Origin of the sequence: Geomonas oryzisoli (assembly GCF_018986915.1) — a bacterium.
GTDB lineage: Bacteria > Desulfobacterota > Desulfuromonadia > Geobacterales > Geobacteraceae > Geomonas > Geomonas oryzisoli.
Genome location: NZ_CP076723.1, coordinates 745576 through 772500, shown reverse-complemented (window position 1 = coordinate 772500; position 26925 = coordinate 745576). Strand labels below are relative to the sequence as shown.

At 65.2% G+C, this 26925-nt stretch carries 19 protein-coding genes and 1 riboswitch (1 of these 20 only partly in view); of the genes, 2 read left to right on the top strand and 17 right to left on the bottom strand.

What is annotated here, in order from left to right; all coding sequences use genetic code 11:
- On the bottom strand, positions 1 to 1062 hold the 5' portion of the coding sequence (locus KP004_RS03400) for an aminotransferase-like domain-containing protein (protein ID WP_216800987.1). The gene continues 375 nt to the left of window position 1, outside the view; the window shows 1062 of its 1437 coding nt (coding positions 1-1062); the start codon lies at positions 1060 to 1062; its stop codon lies off the left edge, out of view.
- 446 nt (positions 1063 to 1508) lie between these two features.
- On the opposite strand from KP004_RS03400, the gene KP004_RS03395 reads away from it, so the two are divergent.
- Positions 1509 to 2528 (top strand): glycosyltransferase, encoded by a 1020-nt coding sequence (locus KP004_RS03395; protein ID WP_216800986.1) that lies wholly within the window; start codon positions 1509 to 1511, stop codon positions 2526 to 2528.
- Positions 2529 to 2539: 11 nt separating this feature from the next.
- On the opposite strand, the gene KP004_RS03390 is transcribed toward KP004_RS03395, so the two are convergent.
- From KP004_RS03390 to KP004_RS03320, 15 genes are all read right to left on the bottom strand, one after another.
- The gene (locus KP004_RS03390; RefSeq protein WP_216800985.1) at positions 2540 to 3970 is read right to left on the bottom strand and encodes a fibronectin type III domain-containing protein; all 1431 of its coding nucleotides are present in this window, start codon (positions 3968 to 3970) and stop codon (positions 2540 to 2542) included.
- Between the two features lie 41 nt (positions 3971 to 4011).
- On the bottom strand, positions 4012 to 6015 hold the full coding sequence (locus KP004_RS03385) for a TonB-dependent receptor (protein ID WP_216800984.1): 2004 nt from the start codon (positions 6013 to 6015) through the stop codon (positions 4012 to 4014).
- 161 nt (positions 6016 to 6176) lie between these two features.
- Entirely contained in the window at positions 6177 to 7433 is a 1257-nt protein-coding gene (locus KP004_RS03380) for a fibronectin type III domain-containing protein (RefSeq protein WP_216800982.1), read from the bottom strand.
- Positions 7434 to 7508: 75 nt separating this feature from the next.
- The gene (locus KP004_RS03375; RefSeq protein ID WP_216800980.1) at positions 7509 to 8315 is read right to left on the bottom strand and encodes an energy transducer TonB; all 807 of its coding nucleotides are present in this window, start codon (positions 8313 to 8315) and stop codon (positions 7509 to 7511) included.
- 29 nt (positions 8316 to 8344) lie between these two features.
- On the bottom strand, positions 8345 to 8905 hold the full coding sequence (locus KP004_RS03370; RefSeq protein ID WP_216800978.1) for a hypothetical protein: 561 nt from the start codon (positions 8903 to 8905) through the stop codon (positions 8345 to 8347).
- 14 nt (positions 8906 to 8919) lie between these two features.
- Positions 8920 to 9696, bottom strand: coding sequence for an energy-coupling factor transporter transmembrane component T family protein (locus tag KP004_RS03365; RefSeq protein WP_239026918.1), 777 nt, complete (start codon positions 9694 to 9696; stop codon positions 8920 to 8922).
- Positions 9677 to 11053, bottom strand: a complete 1377-nt coding sequence (locus KP004_RS03360) for an ABC transporter ATP-binding protein (protein ID WP_239026917.1) — start codon at positions 11051 to 11053, stop codon at positions 9677 to 9679. Before KP004_RS03360 ends, KP004_RS03365 begins: the two co-directional genes overlap by 20 nt.
- A 134-nt stretch (positions 11054 to 11187) precedes the next feature.
- Positions 11188 to 11409, bottom strand: a complete 222-nt coding sequence (locus KP004_RS03355; protein ID WP_216800975.1) for a hypothetical protein — start codon at positions 11407 to 11409, stop codon at positions 11188 to 11190.
- Position 11410: 1 nt separating this feature from the next.
- The gene (locus tag KP004_RS03350) at positions 11411 to 12154 is read right to left on the bottom strand and encodes a hypothetical protein (RefSeq protein ID WP_216800974.1); all 744 of its coding nucleotides are present in this window, start codon (positions 12152 to 12154) and stop codon (positions 11411 to 11413) included.
- 101 nt (positions 12155 to 12255) lie between these two features.
- A riboswitch (molybdenum cofactor riboswitch) is annotated at positions 12256 to 12373 on the bottom strand.
- Between the two features lie 77 nt (positions 12374 to 12450).
- Positions 12451 to 12984 carry a DUF1003 domain-containing protein gene (locus tag KP004_RS03345; RefSeq protein ID WP_216800973.1) on the bottom strand — a complete coding sequence of 178 codons (534 nt, stop codon included), beginning with the start codon at positions 12982 to 12984 and terminating at the stop codon, positions 12451 to 12453.
- 131 nt (positions 12985 to 13115) lie between these two features.
- A complete protein-coding gene (locus KP004_RS03340) occupies positions 13116 to 18584 on the bottom strand; it encodes a S8 family serine peptidase (protein ID WP_216800972.1) in 5469 nt (1822 codons plus the stop codon).
- 306 nt (positions 18585 to 18890) lie between these two features.
- Positions 18891 to 19595, bottom strand: coding sequence for a response regulator transcription factor (locus KP004_RS03335; protein WP_216800971.1), 705 nt, complete (start codon positions 19593 to 19595; stop codon positions 18891 to 18893).
- A 164-nt stretch (positions 19596 to 19759) separates the two neighbouring features.
- Complete coding sequence (locus KP004_RS03330) at positions 19760 to 20110, bottom strand: PadR family transcriptional regulator (protein WP_216800969.1); 351 nt, start codon at positions 20108 to 20110, stop codon at positions 19760 to 19762.
- A gap of 51 nt (positions 20111 to 20161) precedes the next feature.
- A complete protein-coding gene (locus KP004_RS03325; protein WP_239026916.1) occupies positions 20162 to 20692 on the bottom strand; it encodes a permease in 531 nt (176 codons plus the stop codon).
- Complete coding sequence (locus KP004_RS03320) at positions 20689 to 21162, bottom strand: permease (RefSeq protein ID WP_216800967.1); 474 nt, start codon at positions 21160 to 21162, stop codon at positions 20689 to 20691. Before KP004_RS03320 ends, KP004_RS03325 begins: the two co-directional genes overlap by 4 nt.
- A gap of 209 nt (positions 21163 to 21371) precedes the next feature.
- Here KP004_RS03320 and KP004_RS03315 point away from each other — a divergent pair, with 209 nt between their 5' ends.
- Positions 21372 to 22997 carry a methyl-accepting chemotaxis protein gene (locus tag KP004_RS03315; RefSeq protein ID WP_216802359.1) on the top strand — a complete coding sequence of 542 codons (1626 nt, stop codon included), beginning with the start codon at positions 21372 to 21374 and terminating at the stop codon, positions 22995 to 22997.
- 105 nt (positions 22998 to 23102) lie between these two features.
- Here the strand turns inward: KP004_RS03315 and KP004_RS03310 are convergent, their stop codons facing one another.
- Positions 23103 to 26741 carry a hypothetical protein gene (locus KP004_RS03310; RefSeq protein WP_216800966.1) on the bottom strand — a complete coding sequence of 1213 codons (3639 nt, stop codon included), beginning with the start codon at positions 26739 to 26741 and terminating at the stop codon, positions 23103 to 23105.
- Between the last annotated feature and the right edge of the window lie 184 nt (positions 26742 to 26925).

Below are 26925 nucleotides of genomic sequence, written 5' to 3'. Positions count from 1 at the left end.
GGTGGCCAGGTTGTTCATCATCTTGAGCCGTTCCATCTCGGCCTGGAACTTCCCGCCGATGGCCCAACCGACCCGGTAGCCGGGAGCGAGCGTTTTGGAAAAGGACGAACAGTAGATCACCAGCCCCTTGCGGTCGAACGATTTCGCGGCGATGGGGCGCTGCTGAGCGAAGGTGAGATCGCCGTAGATATCGTCCTCGATGAGCGGAATCTCGTGCTGCGCCAGGAGTTGGACCAGTTCACGCTTGCGCTCGTCGGGCATCAGCGTCCCCAGCGGATTGCTGAAGTTCGGAATCACCAGGCAGGCGCTGATCTTGTTGTTCTCTATGGCGTAGCTCAGGGCCTCGATGCTGATCCCCTCTTTGGGAGTGGACGGGATCTCCAGGGCCTTCAGCCCCATCTCGGCGATCAGTTGCAGGAAATTGAAATAGAAGGGAGATTCGACCGCGATGGTGTCGCCGGCCTTGCAGGTGGCGCGCAGGGCTAGTTGGACCGCCTCGACGCACCCCGAAGTCACCAGCACCTGGTCGGGACGGACGCTCACGCCGTAGAGCAGGGAACGCTTGGCGATCTGGGTGCGCAGCCGCTCGCTCCCCGGCGGCATCATGTAGGAGATGCTCTGGGCGCCGAAGCGCCTCATTTCCGCCGCCGTCATCCGGTTCAGCTTGTCCACGGGGAAGTGCTGCGGGTTGGGGACGGCACTCGCCAGGGGGAGGAGTTCCGGCTTCATGAGGTTGCGGATCACCAGTTCGCAGAGATCGCTGAAGGTGACCGCGGTGGGCTGCAGGCGCGGGTTCCTGGCCAGCGGCTGCGCCGTGATTTCGGGGACCTTGGGACAGACGTAGTAGCCCGACTGCGGCCGCGCCTGGATGACACGGCGGTCTTCGAGCACCGCGTAGGCCTGCATCACCGTGTTGATGCTGACGTTGAGCTTTGAGCTCAGCTGCCGGATCGAGGGGAGTCGCTCCCCAACCCGGAAGGTGCCGCCATCGATGAGCGAGACGATCTCGCTCCCAACCCGCTCGTACAGCGGCCTGCAGTCTCTCACCATTTCCAAGGCCATACCACCTCCACCCGTCCTCACCGGCAGCGCATAGGTGCGCCGCAGGGCTGTCGTCGTCAGAAGCTGCCAACTCTTGAAAGTTACAGGCCAACTGTACCGCATAACCATCCCCGGCCACAGTCACAGTTGGGCTCATTTCAAAAGGGTACAGTTATCATAAACGGCAACTGTTACCATTACAATCCACAATTACTGACCAGTACCGGCATCCGACTCAAAGAGAAGAGGTGACTCTGGTGAGCAGGAACGGGAATCAGGCAATACACAGTCCATTTGTGAGCGAAGCGCTGCACGAGCCCCACGTCCTCCCCTTTGCGAAGGGGAGACAGAGGGGATTTGCCTGCGACCGGAAGAAGCAGTTGCTCGCGGGTTTTTTCTTTTTGTCAGCTAGACCCAACTGCTGGTAAGGTAAGCGGGCAACATCCACACAGGAAGGATTGGAAACAATGAGCATAGCGACCACCATCCCATCACTCTCCATACTGATGCCCGTCAGAAACGAAGAGAAGCACCTGCCGGCGGCGCTCGCCTCGTTGTCGGCGCAAAGCTTTCGGGACTGGGAACTGGTGGCGGTTGACGACGGCTCCACCGACCGCACCCCCGCCATCCTGGCGCGCACCGCAGCGGCCGACGCGCGGGTACGGGTGCTGGCGACGGGCGGCCAGGGGCTGGTGCCCGCACTGAACCTGGGGCTTGCGCAGTGTCGTTCGGAGTTGGTGGCGCGCATGGACGGCGACGATGTAGCCCACCCGGGCCGCCTCGAGGCGCAGATCGCGCACCTGGCCACCCACCCCGAGGTGGGGCTCGTGGCAACCTGTTTCCAGCACTTCCCCCGGCGCCGCATCGGCAGCGGCATGATCGGCTACCAGCAGTGGCAGAACTCGCTTTTGAGCCACGATGCCATCCTCGCGGATATCTTCGTGGAATCGCCGTTCGTGCATCCCAGCGTCATGTTCAGGAAAGAATTGGTGCAGCAGGTGGGAGGTTATCGCGACATGGGGTGGGCCGAGGACTACGACCTCTGGCTGCGCCTGGCCGCGGCCGGGACCCGTTTCGCCCGCCTTCCCGAGACGCTCTTCTTCTGGCGTGAGCGGCCCGAACGGACCACCCGCACCGACCCGGCCTACGCCGCCCACGCCATGAGGCAGTGCAAGCTGCACCACCTGCTGCAAGGCTTTCTCAAGGGGGAGCGGAGCGTGATCCTGGCGGGAGCGGGCTTGGAGGGGCGTGCCTGGTACCGGATGCTGCACGAGGCAGGAATTCGGGTCGAGGCCTGGATCGATGTCGACCCGAAGAAGATCGGGAGACACCTGCACGGGGCGCCGGTTCTCTCCACCGGGGAGCTCGAGCACAACGGCACCAAGCTTCTGATGACCGTCGGCGCCCGGGGCGCCCGGGCGGTGGTCCGGCAGAGCACCCGTCAGGCAGGTTACGTCGAGGGATGCGACGCCGTCTGCGTCGCCTGAGCCAGCCCCCCCTATTCCCTCCTCAGTGCGATGCTGAGCATCGCCGCCCCGGCGGCGTCGTTGCCGGTCGCCACCATGAGATCCTTGCCATAAGCGAACTGGCCGTGAAACGCGGACCGGGCCGCCGCGGTCAATTTACCCTGCGGGTCCATCGCCACGGTGTACCCAGCCGGCGTCGTCGCCCCTCCGGTGGCGCGAAACGCGGCGAAGAGCATCCCACCCGCGGCATTCACAGTCACATCCCCGTAACCCCATCCTGGTACAGCACCGTACAGCTCGTGAACGCCATAGCGCCCCGCCAGGTCGGATAATACGTAACTGTTCGAGGTAAGCAGGACGGTAGGCGGATGCACCAACTGCATGATGCGTAAAAGGGGAGTTCCACTCGCGTCGGTGGCCGTCGCCACCACCGTCATCTTGTCGGCCGACATGATCCCCTGGCTGATCAGCGCGGCGGGCTGCGGCAGCACCCCGGGGTACGACGTCTCGCTCACCACCCCGTCCGCGGTGATGGCGAGCCCCACGACCTTGCTGCCGCTCCCCGGGAGCGCCCGCGGCGTGGGACCGTTCAGGGAGAGATAGGTCACCCCCTGGTCCTGCCCCACCTGGCAGCTCGCGTACTCCCATTCCGGGATCCCACCCGCGCTCAGTTGATGATAGACGTATGCGAGCGGCCCGGCGACCAGTTTACCGGTCCCCCTGATGTCGGCCGCACTGAAGGTTATGCCGGGGACACTCTTTTGCAGCACCACCAGCATCCTGGCGCCACCGGCGAGGGTAGCTGTCCCCACCATGAGATCCTTGTAGAGGTTCGCGGCCAGGGTGCCGTGGAAGCTCGCCGCAACCCCGTCCTGGAGCACCGTGCCGTCCGGCAATAGCGTCATGCTGGTGAAGAGCTCCGCCGGGGGCGCACCCCCGCCGAGGCTGTCCTGGTAGGCGGTAACGCTGACCGAGCCGTCGGAGCCGATCCCGAGCGAGCCGCGCAGCCAGCGGGGGGCGACGCCGGTTACCAGGGCGTTGAAGCGCCAGTTGCCTGCCAGATCCGCCTGGGCAAAGCCCCCCGGAGCCGCCGGGACCGCCGACACTTCCGCCGACAGTGCGCTCTCCCCCTTGGAGTTGTAAGCGCTCACCGCGAAGTAGTAACGGGTGTCGTTCTCCAGCCCCGGCACCTGCAAAGAGGTCCCGGTAACCTTGGCCACCTTGGCCCCGCCTCCCGCAGCCATCCCCGACACACTGGAGTAGTAGACGTTGTATCCCGCAGCCCCCTGGGCCGGAGCCCAGGAAAGCGAAACCTGTTTGTCTCCCCCCGTCGCCACCACCCCGGTAGGTGATGCCGCGTTGCCGGGATCGAAACGCCAGGGCGCTGAACCGCACGCGTTAAGCCCGCAGGTGATGATGAGACCGGCAAGAAAAATGACTATGCTGCGCCAGGTGCAATGCATCCGGAAAGATCCTCCTAAAGCCGGGCGGGCCGGGCTCGCTGTTAAAGGCGGTATTCGAAGCCGCCGTAGATGTACCGGCCCGGCTGCGGGAAACCGTAACTGGTCTCGTAGTTCTGGTCGAACAGGTTGTTGACCCCGACATACAGGGTCACCCGGTCCTCGATGAGCTTCTGGCTCAGCTTCAGGTTCACCACGGTGTAGTCGTCGAGCTTCGCCTTCTGCACCACCTGCACGCTGTCCTTGGTGTAGAAGAACTGGTTGGCGACGTGGTTCACGGCGAGATAGGCCGAAGCGCCGCACTGCGCATCGTACCTTCCCTCGAGGGTCACCTTGTCGCGCGGGTTGTACTGCACCTCGTCGCGGCCGGGGCGGGAGCGGTCCTCAGAATGGAGGTAGGTGTAGCCGGCACGAAGCGAAAGCCCCCGGAGCGGGCGGACCTCGCCCTGCAGTTCGGCTCCGGCGAAACGCACCTCGGACAGGTTCATGTTGTGACCGGTAGCCTGATCGTTCTGGATCAGGTTCTGCGCCTGGGTGTAGAAGCCTGTCAGCCCCACCCGGGACTCGCGCGGCAGTTTCTGCTCGATCCCGGCCTCCCAGCTGCGGGAGGTCTCACTGGCGAGTCCGGGGTTCCCCTTGGAGATGTCGTACAGGTCGCCCAGGGAGGGGAAACGAACGTTGCGCTTGAACGCCGCCTTCAGGCGGGTCTCCGGGAAAAGGTCGTAGTTTGCCCCGAGAAGCAGGCTGTAGTCGTCCCGGCCCAGCTCGCTCCTGTGCTGCCAGAAGCGGCCGTAGCCCCCCACCAGGCCGAGCCCCTCGAGCGGGGACAACTCGTATTCCAGCGCAGCCGAATAAAGGGACAGTGACCTGTCCTCGGCGAGATCGCGGTAGGTCGGCGTGCCGCCGGAGACGGGGTTCACGGTCTGAACACCGCCGTTCTCCCAGCCGTCGCGCTCGGCGCCCAGGGAGAAGGTGAGCGTGCCGCCTTTCCCAAGGTCGTACTTGGGCTGCAAAGTGGCGCCGTAGACGGAGGTGTGCACCCGTTCGCGGAAGGAGCCGTCGGCCTGGAATGAGTTGAGCCGCGCATCATCGTACTGGTTCAGATCCTGGTCGGCGCGGTTCAGGTAGCCCCAGCCGCGCAGGGTGAAACGGTCGCTAACGGCAAACTCACCGGCCAATTGCAGGTACAGCCCGGAGAAGCGGTCCACCCGGGCGTACTTCGGGGGCGAGGCGAAGGGATCGACGGGGTCGATGATGGTGCCGGCCGGCTTGCCGTAGCTCCCCTCGTTGTAGCTCAGCGTGAGGCCGAGGGCGACGTCCGCGGTCGGGGTGAAGCCGACGGTGCCCAGCAGGTTGCTCCGCTGCCGGTCGCTGTTGGCGCGGTAGCCGCCCCCCTGGTTGGCCGTGGCGGTGAAGTCGCCGGGGAGCGGGACGGCATCCACCTTCGAGGTGCTGCCGCTCATAAAATAGCTGAAACGGTCGGTGGCGGCGGACAGGGTCCCCTTGGCAAGATAGGGGGCATGATCGCCGACCTCGCCCGAGATGGTGCCGTGCACACCGGGAGTCCCCTTGCGGGTGACGATGTTGATCACGCCTCCGAGCCCCCCCTGGCCGTAGAGCACCGAGCTCGCCCCGGAGGTGAGCTTTATCTCCGCGATGTTTTCGGTGGGGATCGTGGTCGGGTCGAACTGCATGTCCAGGGCCGAGTTCATCGGGATCCCGTCCAGGAGCAGCAGCACGTGCCGGGTTCTGAAGCCGCGGATGTCGATGCGCGGCACACCTTCGGCACCGGTCCTCACGTTGACGCCGGGAAGGAGCTGCAGCGCCTGGTCGAGCGTTCTCGCGCCGCTTGCCCTGATCTCTTCGGCGTCGACCGTGTACAGGGTCTGGCTCGCCTCTACGCCCGGCCCGCCGTCGGCGCGATCGCCGGAGACCACAACCTCGCCCAGGGCGTAACTCTCGGATGCCTGTCCCACCGGCGCCGCCCCGGCCTCGGGCACCAGCGCGCAGCAAAGCATCATCGCCCACAATCCTGCTTTCATATTCATAAAAACCCTTCGAGATTGATGATTCCGTTCCGTGATGTAGCCCCCCTCCCGACCGCCCCCCTCCTGGGGAAGGAGGTGGAAGCGGCAGGGGGGCCGGCTTGACCGTCCGTGTCCCCTCCCCCGGAGGGGGAGGGTCAGGGAGGGGGAAAGAGCCCGCCGACTTACTGCGGAATAACCTGCTTCGGGTTGGTCTGCCCGCCGCTTTCCAGCCCGGAGCCGACCGCGGTGACGGTGATCCAGTAAGTGGCACCGGGGGTGAGTCCGTTGATGGTCAGCGGCGAACCGGCGGAGGCGAACTTGGTCCCGGTCGAGATGACCGTGGCGGTGGTCGGCGTACCGGAGCTCTGCAGACAGTAGACGTTGTAGGAGGAGGCGAGCGGAACCCAGTCCCAGGAAACGGCTACCGACCCGGCGCCCGGGGCGACGGTGACGCCGGTCGGCTTGGCCGGCGCCTGCGCCGTCGCTGAGGGCTTCGCCGAAGACTGGCTGGAGGGGGTGACGCTCTCGCCGGCTATATTGGCGGCGGAGACCAGGAAGTAGTAAGTGGTGTTGTTGGTGAGCCCGGTGACGGCCAGCCCCGGCTGGGAAAGGCCGGCGAGGGACTGCGCCGCGGTGAGGTTCACCTTGGTGCCGCTCGTGGTGGCGAAGCCCGAGGTGGTGGAGTAGTAGACGTTGTAGGAGGTGGCACCCGCAACGGCACTCCAGGCCATGGTCACCTGCCCGTTGTCGCCGGTCACCCTCAAGCCCTGCACCTTGCCGGGGAGCGCCGGCAGCGGGGTGACCGAGACCTCGTCGGAAGGCGCCCCTTCGCCAGCCAGGTTGGCCGCGGCAACGACGAAGTAGTAGGTCGTGCCGTTGGTAAGACCGGTGATCACTTGGCCGCTGGTCACCCCGGCGAGCTTGGTGCCGTTACCCGGGGTAACGCCGGAGGCGGTGCCGTAGTAGACGTTGTAGGAAGCTGCGTTCACCGCCGCGTTCCAGGAAAGGGTGGCCTGGGCATCGCCACCGGCCGGCACCACGCCGGTCACCTTGGCTGGCAGGGGCGGCAGCGGAATGGCGGTTACTTCGTCGGAGACGACGCTTTCGCCGTGGGCGCCGACGGCGGTGACCACGAAATAGTAGGTAGTGCCGTTAACGAGTCCGGTGATGGCCTGGCCGCTGACGGCGCCGGTCACCTTGGTACCGGTGGCGCTGGTGACGCCGGCGGTGGTGGCGTAGTAGACGTTGTACGAGGTGGCGTCGCTGGCGGCGTTCCAGGTGAGGCTCGCCTGGGTATCGCCGGCGCTCGCTACGACTCCGGCGGGTTTGGCCGGGGCCTTGGTGGCGGGGTCACTGGAACCGCACCCTAAAAAGACCAGCGTCAGGACCGACAGGATGGTGGCGGTGAGCCACCGTAACAATTGCTTCTGCTGCTTCATGCTTTTTGCTCTCCTTTGCTATTCATGATCACAATGAGTCTTCTCACAACTGCCAGACTTCATACATTTCCAGGACTATTTGGCGGCCAGTGCAAAGGTGATGGTCACCTCGAACGGCTCGTCAAGCGAGAGCTCCGCCGGGGGCGCCGGGAAGGTCCCGACTGAGCTGACCGCGCGGCTCGCCGCGGCATCGAGGAAAGGATGGCCGCAGGAGCTTACCGCCTCCACCCGCTGCAACGAACCGTCGCGTCGCAGGGCGAAGCGGCGCCGACAGCTTCCTTCCCGCCCCGACCTGCGCGCAGCCAGGGGATATTCCTTGTGGGCCTCGATGAGCCGCTTCAGCTGGGCCTGATAGCTGCCGCGCACCTCCCGCATCCCGCCACTGGTCCCGGGGTTACCCCGCGGCGATGCAGCTGCGGCAGCTGTACCGGCCATGACTCCCTGCGACAAAGCCGCGGCGCGGGTGCGGGCAGCTTCCCTGCCCATCACTTCCGCTCCCCCTCCGGCAGGGCGACCGACGGATTGGTGATTGCCAGCTTCACGGATGCCGACCTCCCCAGACGATGCGCCTGTGGCAGGGGGGGTAACCGCAGCTGGTGCTGCGCCCGCCGACGCTTTCGCCGACTCTGCAGATGGTGCAGCCGACGCGGGGAGCCTCGGTACGGCGGCCGGTGCAGCGGGGGTGGAGATCGCGGCAACCGGGGCGGCCGTGGCCCGTGGAACGGAAGAGGGCCCTGCCGTCCGCGTCGGTCCGCCCAGCTCCAGGTAGGCGACCACCGCCTCGGCCGCCTGTTCCGCCCGTCCCTGCCGCGTCGTGAGCCGGCTGAGACCGTACAGTGCCGCCGCGTGCAGCAGCAGCGAAACCAGGAGCAGGGGCGCCATTCGCGACAATGGCAGGGGAGAGGTCCGCACTAGGCGGAAGCCCCCTGGTCGACCAGGCCGTTCTTGCGCAGCCGGCGGATGATGGAAGGGACCGCAAGCGCACCCAGCCCACCCCACAGGCCGTTCAACCCCGCCGAGATGACCGCCTTGTTCAGCATGATGTCCTCGTCGATGCCGAGCAGCCATTCCACGCCGGTGTTGGTCCCGGCGCGCAGCAGCGAGGCGAGCACCCCGACCGTCGCGCAGGCGAACAGGCTGGTCACGAAGGACGGGGCGAGGAGGCCGGCCAGATCGACCACCAGGGCCGGGAGCAGGAACTTCACCAGCGTGATAAGACCGCCGCTCCCCATGCCGAGCAGGATGCTGGCCAGGCTGGTGATGAGCCCCACCAGCGTCGCGGCCCCCAGCATGGGCACGCAGCCGCGCGCCAGCAGGAAAAAGAACATGGTGAAGAACATTACGTGCCCGGGCATGTGCAGATGCAGCCGCAACCCGGCCCGGGTCAGTATGATCAGGGTGGCGCAGAAGCACAGCAGTACCGCCTCGCGCAGGGTGAAGCGGCGCCAGATGAAGACCTTTTCCTGTTCCATGTATGGTTGCTCCTTCAGAAGTTTTCCGCCGATGCCGCGGTCTGCCGCCCGTCGCCCCGCCCTGCTCCCTCCCCAGGGGCGGCAGGAGCCACGAGGGAGACGTCGAGGTAGGTCCGCTGCGGGTACAGGCCGAAACCTCGCGCCTCCGCGGATCGGGACACCTCGTCGGCGGTCTTCAGCGCCCGGACCATGAGCGGCAGCACCAGGCAGTTGAAGAGATCCGGCCAGTTCCGGGGATCGAGCTGCTCGCGCGGAGAGAGGCGTGCCCCGCGCATGCGCTGCAGCGCCACTATGTCCTCGAGCTCGCGAAAGAACACCGGGACGAACCTGACGCTCACGAACACCAGGAAGGCGAGCCGGTAGGGGACGATCCGTCGCAGCCCCGCCATCGCCTCCGAGGTTCGCGTGGTGCGCAGGAAGACGGCGCCGGGGAGGTAAAAGAGCACGATCTGCGTCGAGATGCGCACCCCGGGCCACAGCCCCTTTTCCACGCCGTCGATCAGGCAGTAGAGCGGGATGACCAGGGCCGCCTGGTAGGCAAACAGGCGCACGTCACGCCACAGGTCGGCGAGGGTGAGCCGGGCCGCAAGGTAGTAAGCCAGCGCCGCTGCGACCAGTACCGAGAGCGTCACGGGATTGCGTCCGCCTGCCGCGAGCGCGCTCAGCACCATGCCAAAGAGGAGCTTCCACCCGGCACCGAGGCGGTGCACCGGCGAGTCGTGGGCCGCGAACTGGCACGCGTACTCGCAGCTTCTCAGCGAGGTGCGCAGCTTAGGGAGCCGTTTCTGCAATCACCCCTCCCTGCAGCGTGAGACTGCGGTCGGCCCAGCGCCGGTCGGGCAGCTCGTCGTGCGAGGCTATGAAGACCGTGGTGCCGTAGCGGATCGGCATGCGGGCCAGGATGGCCAAAAGGCTCAGCCGCTGCGGGAAGTCAAGCCCGGCGAAAGGCTCGTCGAGGAGCAAAAGGGCGGGACGCGGCGCCACCACCGCTGCCAGCGCCACGCGATGCTGCTCGCCGAACGAGAGCGTGAGCGGCGCCCGCTCCGCGAGGTGGGCGATACCGCAGAAGGAAAGCGCCTCGGCGACGATGCGGTCGACCTCCTCGACCGGGTAGGCCAGCCGTTCCAGCGTGAAGGCCACCTCCTCGCGCACCGTCTCCGCGAAAAGCTGGCGCGCCGGGTTCTGGAACAGCACCCCGACCTGCCCGCGCAGGTCGCCGGGCCGGGGGCTTTCCTTGCCGGCGACCCAGACCCTGCCGGCATCCGGCGTCATCAGCCCGGCCAGACAGCGCAACAGACTGGACTTGCCGGCCCCGTTGCGACCGAAGAGATGCACCCGCTCCCCGCGGCTCACCCGCAGCTGTGCCTTTTTCAGCACCGCCCCCGTTTCCGGATAGGAAAGCTCCACCCCCTGCACGTCGAGCACCGGCCGGGTGCCGTAGAGCGAGGACGAGTAGGGGAGCAGGAACGCCTTGGGGCGATAGCGTACCGGGTCAGGGGGGACCCGATCGCTCCCCACGAGGCGTCCCCGCTCCAGCTTCAGGTAGCGGTCCACCAGCCCGTCGAAAGGGCGTGGGTCGTGCTCCGCCATCACGATGGTGTGCCCCCTGCGCTTGAGCTCCGTGAAGACCGCCACCAGTTCCTCTTTCCCCTGCACGTCGAGCTGTGAGGTCGGCTCGTCCAGCAAGAGGAGCCCCGGCCGCATGGAGAGGACCGAGGCCACCGCGAGCCGCTGCTTCTGCCCCGCCGAAAAGCGCTCCACGCTGCGCCGCTCCTCCCCGGTCAGCCCGACCTCGTGCAGCCCCTCCCGGACCCGCAGCGCGATCTCGTCGGCCGGCACGCAAAAGTTCTCCGGCCCGAATGCGATTTCCTCGGCGACCGTGGAGCACAGGATCTGCGACTCGGCGGTCTGGAACACGATTCCCGCCGCCGGGGCGCTGCCCGCCGCGGCCGAAGGGGCGACCCGGATGGTACCAAGCCGCGAGCCGCGCGGCAGCAGCCCCATGATCCCCATGAGCAGCGTGCTCTTGCCGCAGCCGGAATCCCCGGTCAGGCAGACGAACTCCCCGCGCCGCACAGAGGCGCTGATCCCGGAGAGGCTCGGTTCCGTGGAGCCGGGATAGGTGAAGCCGAAATCCTCTATGTCCAAAACGTTGTCGTGCAAAAAAACCTCGAAGTCCTGAAATCCGTCATGCAGAAGACCACGGCACGGTCATGCCCGGTCCTGTAGGGGCGAATAATCATTCGCCCTGCTGGCAGCGGCCATGCGAGCGGGCCGCTCCCTCAGGCCGCCTCGTGCAGCGGCGGCAGCCCCAGACAGGTGAAGGATTCCACGCTCCAGCGCCGGTAGCGGCAGTTGTAGCAGGAGAGCTCCTCCTCGACCACCTGCTCCTCCTCGACGTCCGCCACGAAGCAAGCGCAGCAACCGGCGACTTCCGCCGCCACCCCCCAGGCCTCCTTGCCGTGGGCGAACTCCCTGTTCCCTCTCTGATCGCGGCGCCACATGCTAGTACGCCTTCAGCTGCTTGCGATGCAGCGTCTGCCAGCGCGCCTGGGAGTCCGGCGACTGGGTGGCGCCCACCAGGAGCACCGACTCCCCATCCAGCAGCACCGTCTTCGGCTTTTCACCCAGCACCACCAGGTCCTCGTCTTTCAACGCCTCGCCGGTCACGCTTTTCACCACGTCGACCACCGGATGCTGCAGCAGCTCGTCCACCCGCAGCATGCGGTAGGGCTGGCCGAATTCCAGGAACCCCTTCAGGCGCCCGTCGTTGCCCGACATCCTGAGCCCGGCGCCGGCCAGGGCACCGATCACCCCCTGCCCCGTGCCGCCGTGCTGGGAGAGGTGCACGCCGAGACGCCCGGCGAGATCGTAGGCCTCGTCCATCCCGATCACCTCGCGCTTCGCGCGGCGACCGAAGCCGATCAGCTCGTTGCGCGCCGCCATCCGGGCCGGCACCGCGACGCACAGCCCCGGATCGGAACCGGGCGCGCTCTCCTTTTCCAGGAACTCCGAGACGTACTCGATGACCGGTTCGAGCCACCCCTCGCCCACATCCGCGAAGAAGCACATGGCGCTGTTGTGCGAGGTGTAGGGGATGTCCGGGTGCACGTAGAGCTGGTGCCTGGTGATGTAACTGCAGGTGCCCCAGCCGCGCTGCTGCAGTTCGTCCGCGATCAGGGAGGCGATCTCCCCGGTCCCCCTGCTCTCGAGGTTGTCGGTATCGTCGATTGAAATCGCTATCCGCATCTGCTTTCACTCCTGACCGTTGTATTACAAAGTAAATAACGCTAGACAAAAAAAAGCCCCGATCCTGGATGGAAGGGGGCCTTTAACAGTTCGGTGTTACCGCTCTGCCGCAAGGCTCTCCTTTCCAAAAGGGAGGCACCGCCGTTTCCGGCAGCACCCGTTGGCCCGCAGCCATGAGGAGGTCCTTTTAGGCGGCGAAGCTCGGAGAGGCTCAGATGAATTTGGGCAGAACCTTTAACACAGGTAAAACGTATACTCCAGAAAAATATGATGTGGAACGGCAAACTTTCGGCAGGTTACTCTTCTTTCTTCTCCTGTTCGACCCGGTCCATGGTGTCGAGCACCTTCTCGGGCTTGACATCCTTGGTCAGCTCCTCGAGTTCCGGGTTCCTGGACTCCTCGACTCCGAGTTTGTCCCCGATCGCGGTCAAAAGGGTAATGATCCTCGTGACCTCGTGCTCCGCCAGCAGGTCGATGTGCAGGTTCAGCTCGGCGCGCCGGTCCGCGGAGGCCTGCATGCGGTTTTGGCTGATGAGGACGAAGGTGGAAAGAAAGATCGCCTCGACCGAGGCGAACATGGCGAGAACGACGAAGGTGGGGTCGAAGCGGGGGAGGATGGTGATCCAGCCCAGGTTGACCAGTATCCATCCCCCGAAGAGGACCAGGTGGATGTAGACGAAGGGCATGCTCCCGGTGAAGGAGGTGATGGCGTCCGCCAGCCGTTCCTGCGCGCTCTTGGTGCGCTCCTCGGCCTGGCGCCGCTCCAGGAGCGCCGCGATGTTGCGGTTGACCACGGAAGCCATGGACTGGTCGGAATCGGACTCTCGCATCGCTCTCCCCGCCCTGCCGGAAGCATTCGAGCTGCGCTCAACCCGGAAACAGTACCGTACCAGTCGGGCACCGCAAGTCAGCGGAGCGCCGCCGGCTCGCAGGCCGCGCGGCGCCCCATCTTGTCACCTCCTCAGTTGAGCGTCACGATGCAGGGAGCAGGGGACGTGGTGTAGCCGCTCTCCGCATAGCCGCTCTTCATAGCCTTGACCCGGAAACTGTAACTGCCGCTGCTGCTTGCGCTGAAGTAGGTGTAGGTCCCCCCGCCGCTGTAAAGCTGCGTCCACGCGCCACCGTCGCGGCTGTACTCCACCTGGTAGGTGACACCGCTTACGTTGCTGCTACCCCAGCTGACCTGGAACTTGCCCGTGCTGCTGGCTGCCGGCACGGTGATCGAAGCGGGAGCCCCGCAGACGAGTTTTACGACGCAGGCGTTCGCCGATACCGTGTAGGGGCTGTCGTCAAAGCCTGCCTTCACCGCCTTGACCCGGAACCAGTAGCTGCCGTCCACCGTCACCTTGGGATAGGTATAGGTGCCGGTGCCACGGCTCATTTCGGTCCAGGGGCCGTCGTTGAGGCGGTATTCCAGCACGTAGGTCGCACCGGAGACGTTGCCGCTCACCCAGGAAACCTGGAACTGGCCGGTACTGTTGGCGCTCGGCACGTTCAACGCAGCCGGGGCGCCGCAGACGAGGTAGACCTTGCAGGGTGCGGCCGAGGTCGTGTAGGGGCTGTCGGCGAAGCCGGTTTTGATCGCCTTGACCCGGTACAGGTAACTGCCGTTGACGGCGACGGTCTGGTAGACATAGGTACCGGTGCCCCGGCTCACTTCGGACCAGGGGCCGTCGTCGAGGCGCGCCTCCAGCACGTAGGTGACGCCGGAAACGTTGCTGCTCCCCCAACTGACCTGAAACTGCCCCGTGCTGTTAGTGCCCGGGATCCTCACGGCTCCCGGGGCGCCGCAGGCGAGGTTGACCGCGCAGGCGGCAGACGTCGTGTAGGGGCTGTCGGCATAACCTGCCTTCACCGCTTTGACCCGGAAGCTGTAGTTGCCGTTTTGCGTGACCTTCGGATAAGCGTACACGGCGCTACCGCGGCTCAATTCGGTCCACGCCCCCTCGTCCAGGCGCTGCTCCAGCACGTAGGTCGCGCCCGAGATGTTGCTGCTCCCCCAGGAAACCGAGAGCTGACCCGTGCTGTTGGTCGCCGGCACGTTTACCGCTCCCGGCGCACCGCAGGCGAGGTTGACCGCGCAGGCGGCAGACGTCGTGTAGGGGCTGTCGGTATATCCGCTCTTCACCGCTTTGACCCGGAAGCTGTAGTTGCCGTTTTGCGTGACCTTCGGATAGGCGTACACGGCGCTACCGCGGCTCAATTCGGTCCACGCCCCCTCGTCCAGGCGCTGCTCGAGCACGTAGGTCGCGCCCGAGATGTTGCTACTCCCCCAGGAAACCGAGAGCTGCCCCGTGCTGTTGGTCGCCGGCACGTTTACCGCTCCCGGCGCACCGCAGGCGAGATTGACCGCGCAGGTGATGGCCGCAGTCGTGTAGGGGCTGTCGGCATAGCCTGTTTTCACCGCCTTGACCCGGAAACCGTAGCTGCCGTTTTGCGTCACCACCGGGTAACTGTAGACGGCGGTACCGCGGCTTAACTCGGCCCACGCCCCCTCGTCCTGACGCACCTCCAGCACGTAGGTGACACCCGAGATGTTGCTGCTCCCCCAGGATACCGAGAGCTGTCCCGTGCTGTTGGTCGCCGGCACGTTTACCGCTCCCGGCGCACCGCAGGCGAGATTGACCGCGCAGGTGATGGCCGAGGTCGTGTAGGGACTGTCGGCATAGCCTGTTTTCACCGCCTTGACCCGGAAGCCGTAGTTGCCGTTTTGCGTGACCTTCGGGTAGGCGTACACGGCGCTGCCGCGGCTCAATTCGGTCCACGCCCCCTCGTCCTGGCGCTGCTCGAGCACGTAGGTCGCGCCCGAGATGTTGCTGCTCCCCCAGGAAACCGGGATCTGCCCCGTGCTGTTGGTCGCCGGCACGGTGACCGTTGCCGGCGCGCCGCAGGCGAGCCTGACCGCGCAGGTGGTGGACGAGGTCGTGTAAGGGCTGTCGGCATAGCCGCTCTTCACCGCCTTGACCCGGAACCCGTAGCTGCCGTCCTGCGTCACGCTCGGGTAGGTGTAGGTGCCCGTGCCGCTGTAGATGCGAGTCCACGCGCCGCCATTCCAGCTGTACTCAAGGATGTAGGTGACCCCGCTCACGCTGGAGGCGCCCCAGGAGACCGGGAACGTTCCGGTGCTGTTGTTAGCCGGCACGTTGATCACCGCCGGGGGGGGGATGAACAGTTCTGGAAGCGCCAGTACGGTGCCGACCCGGCAGTTGTTGGTTTCATCTGTTTCCTCGACAGCTTTGCCGTAGTCGGCGCAGGCGACCAGGTAGAAGGTGCCGCCCGGAACGGAGGCCGGGATGGTGATCTCGCTGCTCGCGCTGACACAGTTCCCGGCGGGAAGGAGCGCGCTCACGCTGCGGCTGCCGATGAAACGATCGTCGGCGGAATACGCGGCATCGGCGGAGAGCAGGAACCCGACGTTGAAGGAAGGGGCCGCTCCCGGGCCGTTATTGCAGACGGTGTCGGTCACCGTGATGGCCCCCCCCTGCTGTCCCGCAGCCGGCCCGGATACAGACTGGACCAGGACGTCGCCCGCCTCCAGCCGGGTCACGGTGACCTGGCGGCTGGCGCTGTTGCCGAGGGTATCGCTGGCAACGACGTTAAAGAGGTTGTCCCCCAGGGAGAGCGGCAGTTCCAGCTCGAAGTAGCCGTCGCTCACCCGGTAGCTCGCGGCAGTGCCGTTCACGGTCACCGAGGCCACCCCCGACGGGTCGGTGCTGAGCCCCGAGATCACCGTGGTGCTGTCGTAGGAGACGCTCCCGGCGGCAGACATGACCAGCAGGGAGGGGGGGAGGTTCAGCGTGGCAAAACTGGTGCTGCAGGCCGATGAGTTTCCCGCCTCGTCTGTCGCGGTGACGGTCACGTAATAGCGGCTGCCCTCCTTGAGCGCGGCAAGCTGCATCTCGTGCTGCATCATCAGCCTTTGGTCCGCAACGCGTGCCCCCAATGCCGGGGTCAGCCCGTACTCCAGCAGCGTGCCCGCCGGCTCGTCGGTACGCCACAGCACCGTCGCCGTGGTTTCCGTCGCCCCGGTCGCGGTGAGCCCGGAACATACCGGCGGCACGTTTTCCACGACGGCGCTCGCCGTCACCACTGCCGTCTTGCCGGTGCCGTCATCGGCATCCTGATAGCTGGCAATGACCGTGTCGCTGCCGTCCACCTGCAGGATCCCATCGCCGGGAACTGCGGGGAGCGGTGCCAGAGGAAGGGTCCCGGTAAAGACCGCGCTGTCAGTGGAGGTTTCCCGCAGCGACACCGCTTCCCCGACGGCCTCGCCCGTGCTTGCCACCTTGATCTCCACCTGCTCCGCGACCTGGTGGTCCCGGTTCAGCCCCGTGTCCACCAGCCGGATCTGCAGCGAAGCGCCGGAATTGTAACTCTTGCGGTCCAGGGTGAGCGTGCCGCGCTGGCTTGCCCCCATCACCCCGGTGATGGCCAGGGCGAACGGCTGCGGCCCCGACGGCACGTTGTACCCGGATACGGTGACCGTGTACATCCCGGCCATCGGCGCCTTGATCAGCACCTGTTCCTCGACGTTCAACCGGTCGGCCGCCCCCCCCGGCACCGATGCGCCGTTGGCAAAGACGTTGCCGGCATAGGGGGTTCCGTCGGGCGCCGTCACGGTGAGGTCGAGGTCGTTCACCAGCGCCCTCGCGGCACCCATGACTCCGGGGTAGTCCGTCCATACCAGGGTCGCCTTGAACGGCTCACTACCCGCCACCGCGAAGTCGCGGCTCCAGGTCGCTCCGGTAGCGAGCCCCGGCTCATCGGCCACCACCGCCAGCCTCCCCGCATCGACCGCAAAAGGAAGAACCCGGTCCAGTTGCACCCGCCCCCACCCCTGTCCCGTCGAAGGGATCGGTCCGTCCGTCCCGGTGCCGGTCATCTCCTGGGCGCTGTTGATGAGTACCGCCTTCACCAGCGCGCCGGAAGCAAACAGCGCGTTGGCCGGCGTCGGGACGCCCAAGGGGTAATACCCCTGGCTGAAGTACTGGCGCACCAGGGCAGCCGCGCCGGCCACCGTGGGGGTCGCCATGGAGGTTCCGCTCATCGCCAGGGTGCCGCTGTTGAAACTGTTCTTTAGCCCGTCGGAGTCGGCGGAGATCAGCCCCACCCCCGGAGCGGTGAGCGTCGGCTTGATGCGTCCGTCCGCGGTGGGTCCCCTGCTGCTGAAGGAGGCGAGGTTCTGCGCGTTACTGCCGTTGTAGCTGGCCCCCACACTGATCACGTTCTTGGCGTTGGCGGGGTTGCCCACCGTGGAGCGGGTGGGACCCGAGTTGCCGTTGGCGACCAGCATCATGAAATCCTTGTGATCCCAAAGGTAACGGTCCGCGCTCTGGGTGAAGAGGCTGTAGCTGCGGTCCGTGTTGCCCCAGCTGTCGCTGTGCAGGCGCGCCCCTGCCTGCTGGGCCCGGTCGAAGAGGATACCGAGATCGTCGGGGGGATAGACGGAGTTCGAGGCCCCGTAGGTGAGGTCCTGCAGGAAGAGCTTGGCCTTGGGCGCCATGCCGTTGGCGGTGTCGAGCCCGTCGACCGGGGTGCGGTCGCCGGCCAGGGTTCCGCAGACGTGGGTGCCATGCCCCGGGTAGTCGGCGTCGTAGTCGTCGCCGTAGGTCGTGTCGTACCCTGCGAGTTTTCGGTGGGTGGACCCGATGGGGGCGCCGGTCGGGTCGCGGATCCAGGGGATGTCATGGTCGAGCCCCGAGTCCCCCACCCCGACGATCTCACCCTCGCCCCGGATCCCCTTGTCCCAGATCGCCAGGCGGCCGGGTTCGTTACTCTGGATGACCCAGCGGGCGGTGTCGTTCAAGAGCTCCATGTCGACGTGCTCGCCGATCCAGGTGACCTCCTCGAGGGCCGCGATGCCGGCTATGGCACCCGATTCCGCCCGCACCCTGACGGTATCGCGTCCCACCTCGAGCAGCGCCGCCCCCTGCCGGCGCAGCTCGGCCAGTACGTTTGCCAGCGATGCCGGAGCATCGAGCTTCAGCTGCAGGGTCACCGTCTCGCCCGACGCGGGCTGCAGTGCCAGCTTGCGCAGCTTGCCGTTCATCTTATAGCCGGGGTGGAAGCGGGTCACCCCGTCGATGAAGGAAAGCGCCTGCACCTGCCTGCGGGCCGCGTCATCCATGGCCGCCAGGAAGGCGAATTCGGGGAGGTAATCGAGCAGGCGCACCCCAAGCCGCGCCACGGCTTCCTTTTCCTGCTCGGCAACCGGCCCCGCGAACTGCACCACCCACAACCGGACGCCCTGCTCCGACCGCCCCCGCAGCTCTGCGGCAGCCGCAGCGTCTCCGGCGTCCCCCACAATCAGACCGTTTACCTTGACCTCGTGTTTCACGGAATCCTTGGCCCAGCATATGGTTCCCTGCGGGCCGGCGACAGCTGCCATAGAGAGGGCTAACAACCAGGCAAGTACCTTTTGTCTGCACATGGCATCCTCCTGACTCTGGTGAGCGCTCCGGGCGACGGTCCAGCGCTGCCGTACCAAGGAAGAGGCATATCAGGTGCGCAATGACATCAAGGCTTCATGGGGGTCCTTTTTTGCGGTGGGGCTCCCGCAGCAGGTGACGACAAGCGCTGCAGTTGATTCTGATTCTGCGCCGATTGTACCTTTCGAGGGGGGGCGGGATAAATACGATGATTGGAGTATTCGCTGAGGTATTTTGGAGCATGCTGGTTCGTACGCAGGAAGGCATAGTCAGACCGCCGCCCTACGCAATTGGGTCGAGGGTTTCGCTCAGTTGCGGTACTGGGGCAGGAAAAGGGAATCCGCCGCCCAGACCGCAGCCTCGAGCCGGCTGGAGACGTTGATCTTGCGGAAGATGTTGTTCAGGTGGGTGCGTACGGTGTGCGGGCTTATGAAAAGGGTGTCCGAGATGCACTTGTTGGTGGCGCCTGCGGACAGCAGCCCCAGGATCTCCACCTCGCGGTGGGTCAGGCTGTGCTGGACCACGTCGTGCACCGCCACCTTCCTGCGCCGGTGGGCGAAACCATGCTCGAGGATCACCTCGGTCATCATCTGGCGCGAGATCCACAGCCCCCCTTCGAAGATAGCCGCCAGCCCCTTCAGCACGGTCTGCACCGAATCGTCCGCGTAGAACACCCCCTGGACTCCCACCTCGATGGCCTGCTTCTCGATGGCCAGGTGCCGGTCCAGGTTGAAGAGCACCAGCGACAGGTCGCACGGGATCTGGCGCAGTTCGAGCTGCAGGGACTCGCTGAGCGCCTTGAGCGGCAGCCCGAAGCAGTCGTAGAGCAGGGCGATGTGGCAGGTGAAGTGTTCCTGGTGGCAGAGGATGAAGCTGTCCAGGCTGTCCATGACACAACAGCTGCAGGTGCTGTAATTCTCGATGAAGTTGGCCAGGAGGGTGTTCTGAAAGTGATTGGGGCCGACTATAACAACTCGACAATCGGTGCTACTGGCGAGGGAGACTTCACTCATAGGGCACCTCCTACCAAGTACCTGGCACCTGACCATCAGTTCCTGATCCCAAAGCGCATCGGCACTACGGTGACCAGACTAGCAGCAGCTCGGCGAGTGTCAAGAGCCGCGTGAGCGATGGCGGCATAAAGACGACGTTGATCCGCCGAACCGCCTTGCTCTGTCTAGCTCCTGTGGTTTCTTATGTCGGCGTAGGTTTGCAGGAAGTAATTCAGATGGGCCAAGCGCGCCTCGATGTCTTCGCGCCAGCCATCGAGCTTATGCCAGCCCGCTTCCGTGATCCGGTACACCCTGCGGGCCGGGCCGCTGCCGCTGGTGTCCCAACTGGAAGCCACCTGTCCCTCTTCCTCCAACTGCTGCAGGGTCCGGTACACGGCAGCGCTGTCCGGACGAAAGAGCGGCATGCGCTGGGACAGAAGGTTCATGACGGCGCCGCCGTGGCTGGGCTCCTGCGCCAGGGCGAGCAGGATGAAGGCGGGGAGGTGGCGGTACTGCTGCTTTCGTTTTGGAGGCATGGCTAGGTCCTTTCCGATCATGTTTGCTTCCCCGCCCGGAGAAGCAGCGCTTCACGCGTCCGCCGCTTCCGACTGCACCTCGAGTTCCTCTTCCGGCAGCAGCCGCTCCATCAGATAGCCGCAGGCCAGGATGCAGGGAACGGTCAACAAAAGTCGCAGCAGCGCGAAACGCAGACTGATGAAGCTGCTCTCCATGAGGATCATGGGTATCTTGATGGCGCCCCAGGTCCCCAGGAAGATGACGATGTTGGCCAGGCGCGCCCCCTTTTTCCGCAGGGATACCGCCACCGGGAAAGCGGCGTAGAGGGGCCCCGCGGCCGCCGTCCCCAACAGCATGGCGACGCCCGCCCCGACCGGTCCGGAATCGGGCCCGAGGTGCGACTCGACCAGCCGGCGCGGCACCCAGACGTCCAAAAGCCCCATGAGCACCATGACCGGCGGCACGATCGAGAGCACCTCCAGCAGAAATCCGGTGGAGTTGAGCGCGGCCAGCCGCGCCGTCCCCGGCTGCCAGAAGTAAAGAAGAAGGTTGGCGGCGAGCACTATCATGAAGAGCCGGTAGTCCAGGAGCTTCGTCTTCACAGCAGCACCCCCATCGCCAGGCCGATCAGGATCGCGGTCACGAAGCAAAGCGCCTGGCGCAGCAGCGTGAAGCGTCTTCCGAAGCAGGAGATCTCCATCGGTGCGGTCATGACCCCCACCATGGTGAGGGTGGTCACGAACGCCGCGAGGCTCGCCGGTGCGGCACCCAGCTTGAACAAAGAGCCCACCAGCGCGAAGGCGATCGGCGCGGGCATGGTCACGATCGAGCCGATGGCGGAGACCAGGGCGAAGCCCGCCACCCCGCCCTGGCTGAACAGTTTCCTGATCAGCTCCGGCGGCACCAGGGCCAGCACCAACCCGACCAGCGCCACCATCCCCAGGATGCGCGGGACCAGGCCGTGCAGCGACTTCGCACCGATGCGCAAGGCCCGTCTCGTCCTCTCCGGGTCAAGCCGCCAGGAGACCAGCACTGCCAATGCCGTCCCACCGTACAGAACTGCCGACATCATAACTCCCTCCTGCTCTCTCACAACGCCCCCATTACTGTAATTAACAGTATGGTGTTTTTAACTGCAAGTCAACGGCAAAAGTTCGGTCTGGACCAAGGTGGGCTTTTTTTCATTCAAGATAATGAAAGCTCATGACGATATTGACTCAGTAGACAACACAGATGCTCTAACAAGCGCTTCTGAGACCAGCGATGCCGGAGGATAGGATGATGACCTTATCGGGAGTCAAGCTCAGCGCACGACTTGGGATAGCCTTTGCCGTGGTAGTGGTCCTTATGACAGTGGTGGGAGGATACTCCATCAACAGGATGGCGGTCTTCGACGGCAAAGTCCGGACCCTGATCGAGGACAAGTGGCCCAAGACCGTGGCGCTCAACGACCTCAAGTCGCAGGTCAACGTGGTGGCCCGCGGCCTGCGCAACATGATCATCCTCCAGGACCCGCAGGAGGTGCAGAAGGAAGAAAAGCGCATCGTCGAATCCCTGCAGGCAGCGGACAAGCGCATCGAAGAGCTTAAAAAGACGGTGGAGAGCGACGCCGGCAAGGCAGCCCTCAAAACGGTGATCGAGGCGAGGAGTGCCTACCAGGAGGCCCAGCACCATGTCATCGCCACCATAAAGGAAGGTGACAGGGAGAAGGCGGGACAGGAGCTGATCGGCCCCATGCGCAAAGCGCAAAGCGCCCTCTTCACCGCGATCGACAAGATGCTCACCCACCAGGATAAGGAGATGGTGCGGGTCGGCGAGGAGTCCAAGCACATGATCGACCAGGGACGCGTGGTGGTGATCACCCTGCTGATCGCAGCCGTCGTCCTTTCCATCCTGCTGGCGCTGATGATCGTGAAGAGCATCACCGCCCCGGTCGCGGAACTGATCGCCGCCAACGACCGTCTGGCCGACAACGACCTCACCGTCTCCATACCCCTTACCGGCAACGACGAACTGGGACACCTGGCCGAGTCGACCCGGAAGGTGGTGGATAACCTGCGCGCGATGCTGGGGCGGGTGTCGGAGAGCTCCAGCGAGATCGCCTCCGCCTCCCACCAGCTCAAGGCGACGGCGGAACAGATCGCCACCGGCGCCGAGGAGCTCGCCTCCCAGACCGGCTCGGTCGCAGTCGCCAGCGAGGAGATGGCCGCCACCAGCAGCGACATCGCCCAAAACTGCGTCCGCGCTGCCGAAGCCTCCCGCCAGAGCAGCGCATCAGCGGACCAGGGAGGACAGGTCGTGCAGGAGACCATAGCCGGGATGGTGCGCATCGCGGAACGGGTCAGGGAGAGCGCCGGCACGGTGGAGAGCCTCGGGGCACGCTCCGAGCAGATCGGGGACATCATCGCCACCATCGAGGACATCGCCGACCAGACCAACCTGCTCGCGTTGAACGCCGCCATCGAGGCGGCGCGCGCCGGCGAGCAGGGACGCGGCTTCGCCGTGGTGGCCGACGAAGTGCGCGCCCTGGCGGAGCGGACCACCAGGGCCACCAAGGAGATCGGCAACATGATCAAGGCCATCCAGGACGAGACCAAGGCGGCGGTGAGCGCCATGGAGGAAGGGGTGGTGGAGGTGGAAAAGGGGACCCAATCTTCGCAGCAGTCGGGCGAGGCGCTGCAGATGATCCTGCAGCAGATCGGCGAGGTGACCATGCAGGTCAACCAGATCGCCACCGCTGCGGAGGAGCAGACGGCGACCACCAGCGAGATCACCATGAACGTGCAGCAGGTAACCGACGTGGTGCAGCACACGGCCAGAGGCGCCAACGAGACCGCCGCAGCCGCCTCGCAACTGGCGCAGAACGCCCAGACCCTGGAAAGCCTGGTGCGGCAGTTCCGGCTCTGACCGCTGACGGCAATACGAAAAGACAGAGGGGCCAGGCGAAACGCCTGGCCCCTCTTTTGTTGCGGCGGGGACTCCCCGGTTACCGCCCGGGGAGGTGGGTTACCCTTACAGGAAGCCCACGTACTTGCACCCGGAGGTAAAGCTCTTCCAGGCGCTGTCCTTGTAGCCGGTCTTCACGGCTTTCACCCGGTAATAGTAAGTGAGGCCGCGAGTCCCGACGGTGACCGTGGTAAAGGGGGCAGCTCCGCTGTAGACCTCACGCAGACCGGCGGTGAAGGTGCTGTTGGTCGCTTCCTGCACCACATAGGTCACCCCGGTTACCACGGACTGGCTCCAGGCAAGGTCGATGATCAGGTCAGAGTAGGTCGTAGGAACAGTCAGAGCGGCGAGGGTCGGGATGATGGTCCCCGGTACCCGGCACGGCGCTACCGCAGTTTTCCACAGGCTGTCGGCGTACTCGGGATGAACCGCTTTGACCCGATAGTAGTAGATGCTCCCCAGCGACTTGCCGGAGAAGGCCTTGCTGATACCGGTCGCCGGGTAATCGACCACGTCCTGGGTGAACCCGGCGTCGGTCGCCTCCTCGAGGATGTAGCTCACCCCCTTGGTTGCCGAAGCCCCCCAGGAGACCGTGTACATGCCGTCGAGATCCGAAACCGGTACGGTGATGGTGAGCGGAGCCGCCGCCGGCACGCCCGGACCGATCACCTTGCAGCCGGTGGCGAGGCTCTTCCAGGCGCTATCCTTGTAGCCCCCCTTGATGGTCCGGACGCGGTAGAAGTAGGTCACGCCGACGCTTCTTTCGGTGATGGCCGCGCCGGTTTCGCTGCCGCGGTACGCTTCACGCAGCCCCGCCGTGAAAGTGGCGTTGGTTGCCTCCTGCAGCACATAGGTGACGCCCGCTACGGTGGAAGCGCCCCAGGAGACGGTGTAGTTGCCGTCGGCATCGACGGCGGGAACGACGAGGCCGGTCAGGGTGGCGAGGATGGTGCCGGGGACGGCGCAGCCTGCGGCAGCGGTCTTCCAGCTGCTGTCGACGTATTCGGGGTGCACCGCCTTGACGCGGTAGAAGTACGTGGTCCCCAAGGTCTTGCCCGTGAAAACCTTGGTGAGACCGGAAACCGCATAATCGACCACGTTTTGCGTAAAGGCAGCGTCGGTCGCCTCCTCGAGCAGGTAGCTCACCCCCTTGGTCGCCGAAGCGCCCCAGGAAACGGTGTAGGCCCCGTCAGCGTCGCCAAGCGGAACGGTCAGGGTCAGCGGTGCCGCAGCCGGCACGCCCGGGCCGATCACCTTGCACCCGGTTATCGAGCTCTTCCAGAGGCCGTCCTTGTAGCCCCCCTTGATCGCTTTTACCCGGTAGAAATAGGTGGTGCCGACACTGCGACCGGAGAGGGCCGCGCTGGTCTCCGAGCCGCTGTAGACCTCCTGGGCGCCGGTGAATGTGGCGTTGGTCGCCTCCTGCAGCACGTAGGTTACGCCCGGGACGGCCGAGGCGTTCCAGGAAACCGTGTAGCTGCCGTCAGCGTCGACTAGCGGCACGGCGAGGATGGTCAAGGTCGGCAGCGCCGTGCCCGGAACGGCGCACCCTGCGGCGGCTGTTTTCCAGGCGCTGTCGACATACTCCGGGTGCACCGCCTTAACGCGGTAGAAGTAGGTGGTACCGAGGCTCTTGCCGGTGAAGGCCTTGCTGAGACCGGTGACCGGGTAGTCGGTGGCGTTCTGGGTGAACGCTGCGTCCGTCGCCTCCTCGAGGAGGTAGCTCACCCCCTTCGTGGTCGAGGCGGTCCAGGAAACGGTGTAGGCGCCGTCGGGGTCAGCCGCCGGAACGGTGAGTAACGCCGGGGCCGCGGCTGCGACGTCGGGGCCGATGACCGTGCACCCGGTCGCGGAGTTCTTCCACAGGCCGTCCTTGTAGCCCCCCTCGACGGTCCTGACACGGTAGTAGTAGGTGGCGCCGAGGACGCGTCCGGTGATGGCGGCGGAGGTCTCGGTGCCGCGGTAGGCCTCGCGCAGGGAGGTGGTGAAGGTGGCGTTTGCCGCCTCCTCCAGGACGTAGGTCACGCCCGGGGTGGCCGAGGCGCCCCAGGAGACGGTGTAGTCACCGTCGGCGTCAACCGGCGGGATATTGAGGGTGGTCAGGGTGGGAAGCACGGTGCCGGGCACCGCGCAGCCGGCCGCCGCCGTCTTCCAGTCGCTGTCGGCGTAGCCCGGCGCGGTCGCCCTCACCCGGTAGAAGTAGGTGGTGCCGAGGCCCTTGCCGCTGATCACCTGGCTGACGCCGGTGGTGCTGTAACTCTGCACGTTCTGGGTGAAGCCGGCATCGGTCGCTTCCTCGAGAAGGTAGGTCACCCCCTTGGTGGTCGAGGCGCCCCAGGAAACACTGTAGCTGCCGTCGGGGTCGGCCGCGGGGACGGTGATGGTGAGGGGCTGGGCGCAGGTGACGTCAAGGCCCCTAGTGGCGAATATCTGGAACACATCGTAGTTGGTGCCGTACTGGGAGCTCTCCTGGTAGGCGCCTCCGCCGAGCAGGAACTTGCCATCCGCGCTGAACCACAGGGAGTTTCCGCCGTCGGAATCCATGAAGAGCGTCATCTGCCCTGATGGGGAAATGGTGTAGTGGCAGGCGACAGGGGCCTGGTTGTCCGCGCGATCAGTCACCCCTGAGTACCAGGAGAGATTTGCCTCGAAAGCCGTGCCGGTGTAGCTCAAGGTGCAGCCACCGTTGGAGTCGAGGGTGAGGGAGCCGCTGTTAACGAAGGTGCCGTCGGTGACGCTCCCGCCGGAGCTCCAGAAGGCGGATTCCTGATAGGCGAAGTTGTACGTTCCGGCCACCGACGCGAAGCTGAAATTCCCCCCCTGCTTCACGGCGACCAGCTGGTCGGAAAGATACTCTACGCCAAAGGAGTCGTTGTACTGCATCGGACCGCCGGCGACGAGGACGTTCCCGTCAGGGCTCAGGCTGAACCCTTTGCCCCCCTCGGGGGTGATAACCTGAACCTGCCCTGTGTCGGAAACCGTATAGCTGCAGGAAACCGGCCCGTTGCCTTTGGGGTAAGCGCTGACACTGCCCCTGTTGATGGTGAGCCCGGCCTCGTAACGGTAGCCGCCATAGCTCAAGGTGCAGCCTCCGTTGCCGTCGAAGCTAGCCGTGCCGGTGTCGCCGCGAATGCCATCATATACATAGGACGCACCGGACCCGGTGCTGTTCCAAAGCGAAAACTCCTGGCTTACGAAATTGAAGGTGCCGTTCAGGGAGGCGTTGGTCATGCCGCTGCCGCTTCTGACGGCGATGATCTGGTCGTCCCAGTAATCTGTGCCGTTAACTTGCACGTCTTTGTTGGCTGAAGCGGCTATGATCACGTTACCGTTCTGGCTCACCTGGAAGCTCTTCGAACCGCCGTCGGGAAAGCCGAGGGTCATGGTGCCGCCGGACGTAACCGTGTAGGTACAGGCATCATTGTCTTTAGAGTCAACCCAGGTATTCACCGTGGAGGCCCCGATTGCAGTTTCGTACCCCTGATCCCGGTAGCTAAGTGAGCAGGTCCCTGCCCCGTTGAAAGTTATGGTCCCGGTACTTCCATGGACGCTGTCCGAGCCCCCCCCCGAAAAACCATAAAAACCAGCTTCCTGACTCGAGAACTTGTAGGTGCCATTCACTGTGGCAACCGACATGGCCCAGGCCGAAGGCGCGGCCAGAGTCGTAGTCACGGTGAGCAGCAGTGCCGCAATTACTTTTTCCATTCTCCTCTTCACTAAATACCCTCCATTGAAGTGCTGACCCCTGCAAACTGAGACGTGGCCAGGATTAAAATGGCGGATAAGTTATCATGAGATTTTTATGAAAACCACAAAAACTTGGTCTTTTTGCGTTTTTTCTTAGCAAAAAACGGCGTATACAACGCGAAAAGGCCGGGAATATGTCCCC

Bases quoted from the DNA above. Each gene is read 5' to 3' on its own strand.
- KP004_RS03395 (WP_216800986.1), top strand. From the start codon at position 1,509: ATGAGCATAGCGACCACCATCCCATCACTCTCCATACTGATGCCCGTC.
- KP004_RS03390 (WP_216800985.1), bottom strand. From the start codon at position 3,970: ATGCATTGCACCTGGCGCAGCATAGTCATTTTTCTTGCCGGTCTCATC.
- KP004_RS03385 (WP_216800984.1), bottom strand. From the start codon at position 6,015: ATGAATATGAAAGCAGGATTGTGGGCGATGATGCTTTGCTGCGCGCTG.
- KP004_RS03380 (WP_216800982.1), bottom strand. From the start codon at position 7,433: ATGAAGCAGCAGAAGCAATTGTTACGGTGGCTCACCGCCACCATCCTG.
- KP004_RS03375 (WP_216800980.1), bottom strand. From the start codon at position 8,315: ATGGCGCCCCTGCTCCTGGTTTCGCTGCTGCTGCACGCGGCGGCACTG.
- KP004_RS03370 (WP_216800978.1), bottom strand. From the start codon at position 8,905: ATGGAACAGGAAAAGGTCTTCATCTGGCGCCGCTTCACCCTGCGCGAG.
- KP004_RS03355 (WP_216800975.1), bottom strand. From the start codon at position 11,409: ATGTGGCGCCGCGATCAGAGAGGGAACAGGGAGTTCGCCCACGGCAAG.
- KP004_RS03350 (WP_216800974.1), bottom strand. From the start codon at position 12,154: ATGCGGATAGCGATTTCAATCGACGATACCGACAACCTCGAGAGCAGG.
- KP004_RS03345 (WP_216800973.1), bottom strand. From the start codon at position 12,984: ATGCGAGAGTCCGATTCCGACCAGTCCATGGCTTCCGTGGTCAACCGC.
- KP004_RS03340 (WP_216800972.1), bottom strand. From the start codon at position 18,584: ATGTGCAGACAAAAGGTACTTGCCTGGTTGTTAGCCCTCTCTATGGCA.
- KP004_RS03335 (WP_216800971.1), bottom strand. From the start codon at position 19,595: ATGAGTGAAGTCTCCCTCGCCAGTAGCACCGATTGTCGAGTTGTTATA.
- KP004_RS03330 (WP_216800969.1), bottom strand. From the start codon at position 20,110: ATGCCTCCAAAACGAAAGCAGCAGTACCGCCACCTCCCCGCCTTCATC.
- KP004_RS03320 (WP_216800967.1), bottom strand. From the start codon at position 21,162: ATGATGTCGGCAGTTCTGTACGGTGGGACGGCATTGGCAGTGCTGGTC.
- KP004_RS03315 (WP_216802359.1), top strand. From the start codon at position 21,372: ATGACCTTATCGGGAGTCAAGCTCAGCGCACGACTTGGGATAGCCTTT.
- KP004_RS03310 (WP_216800966.1), bottom strand. From the start codon at position 26,741: ATGGAAAAAGTAATTGCGGCACTGCTGCTCACCGTGACTACGACTCTG.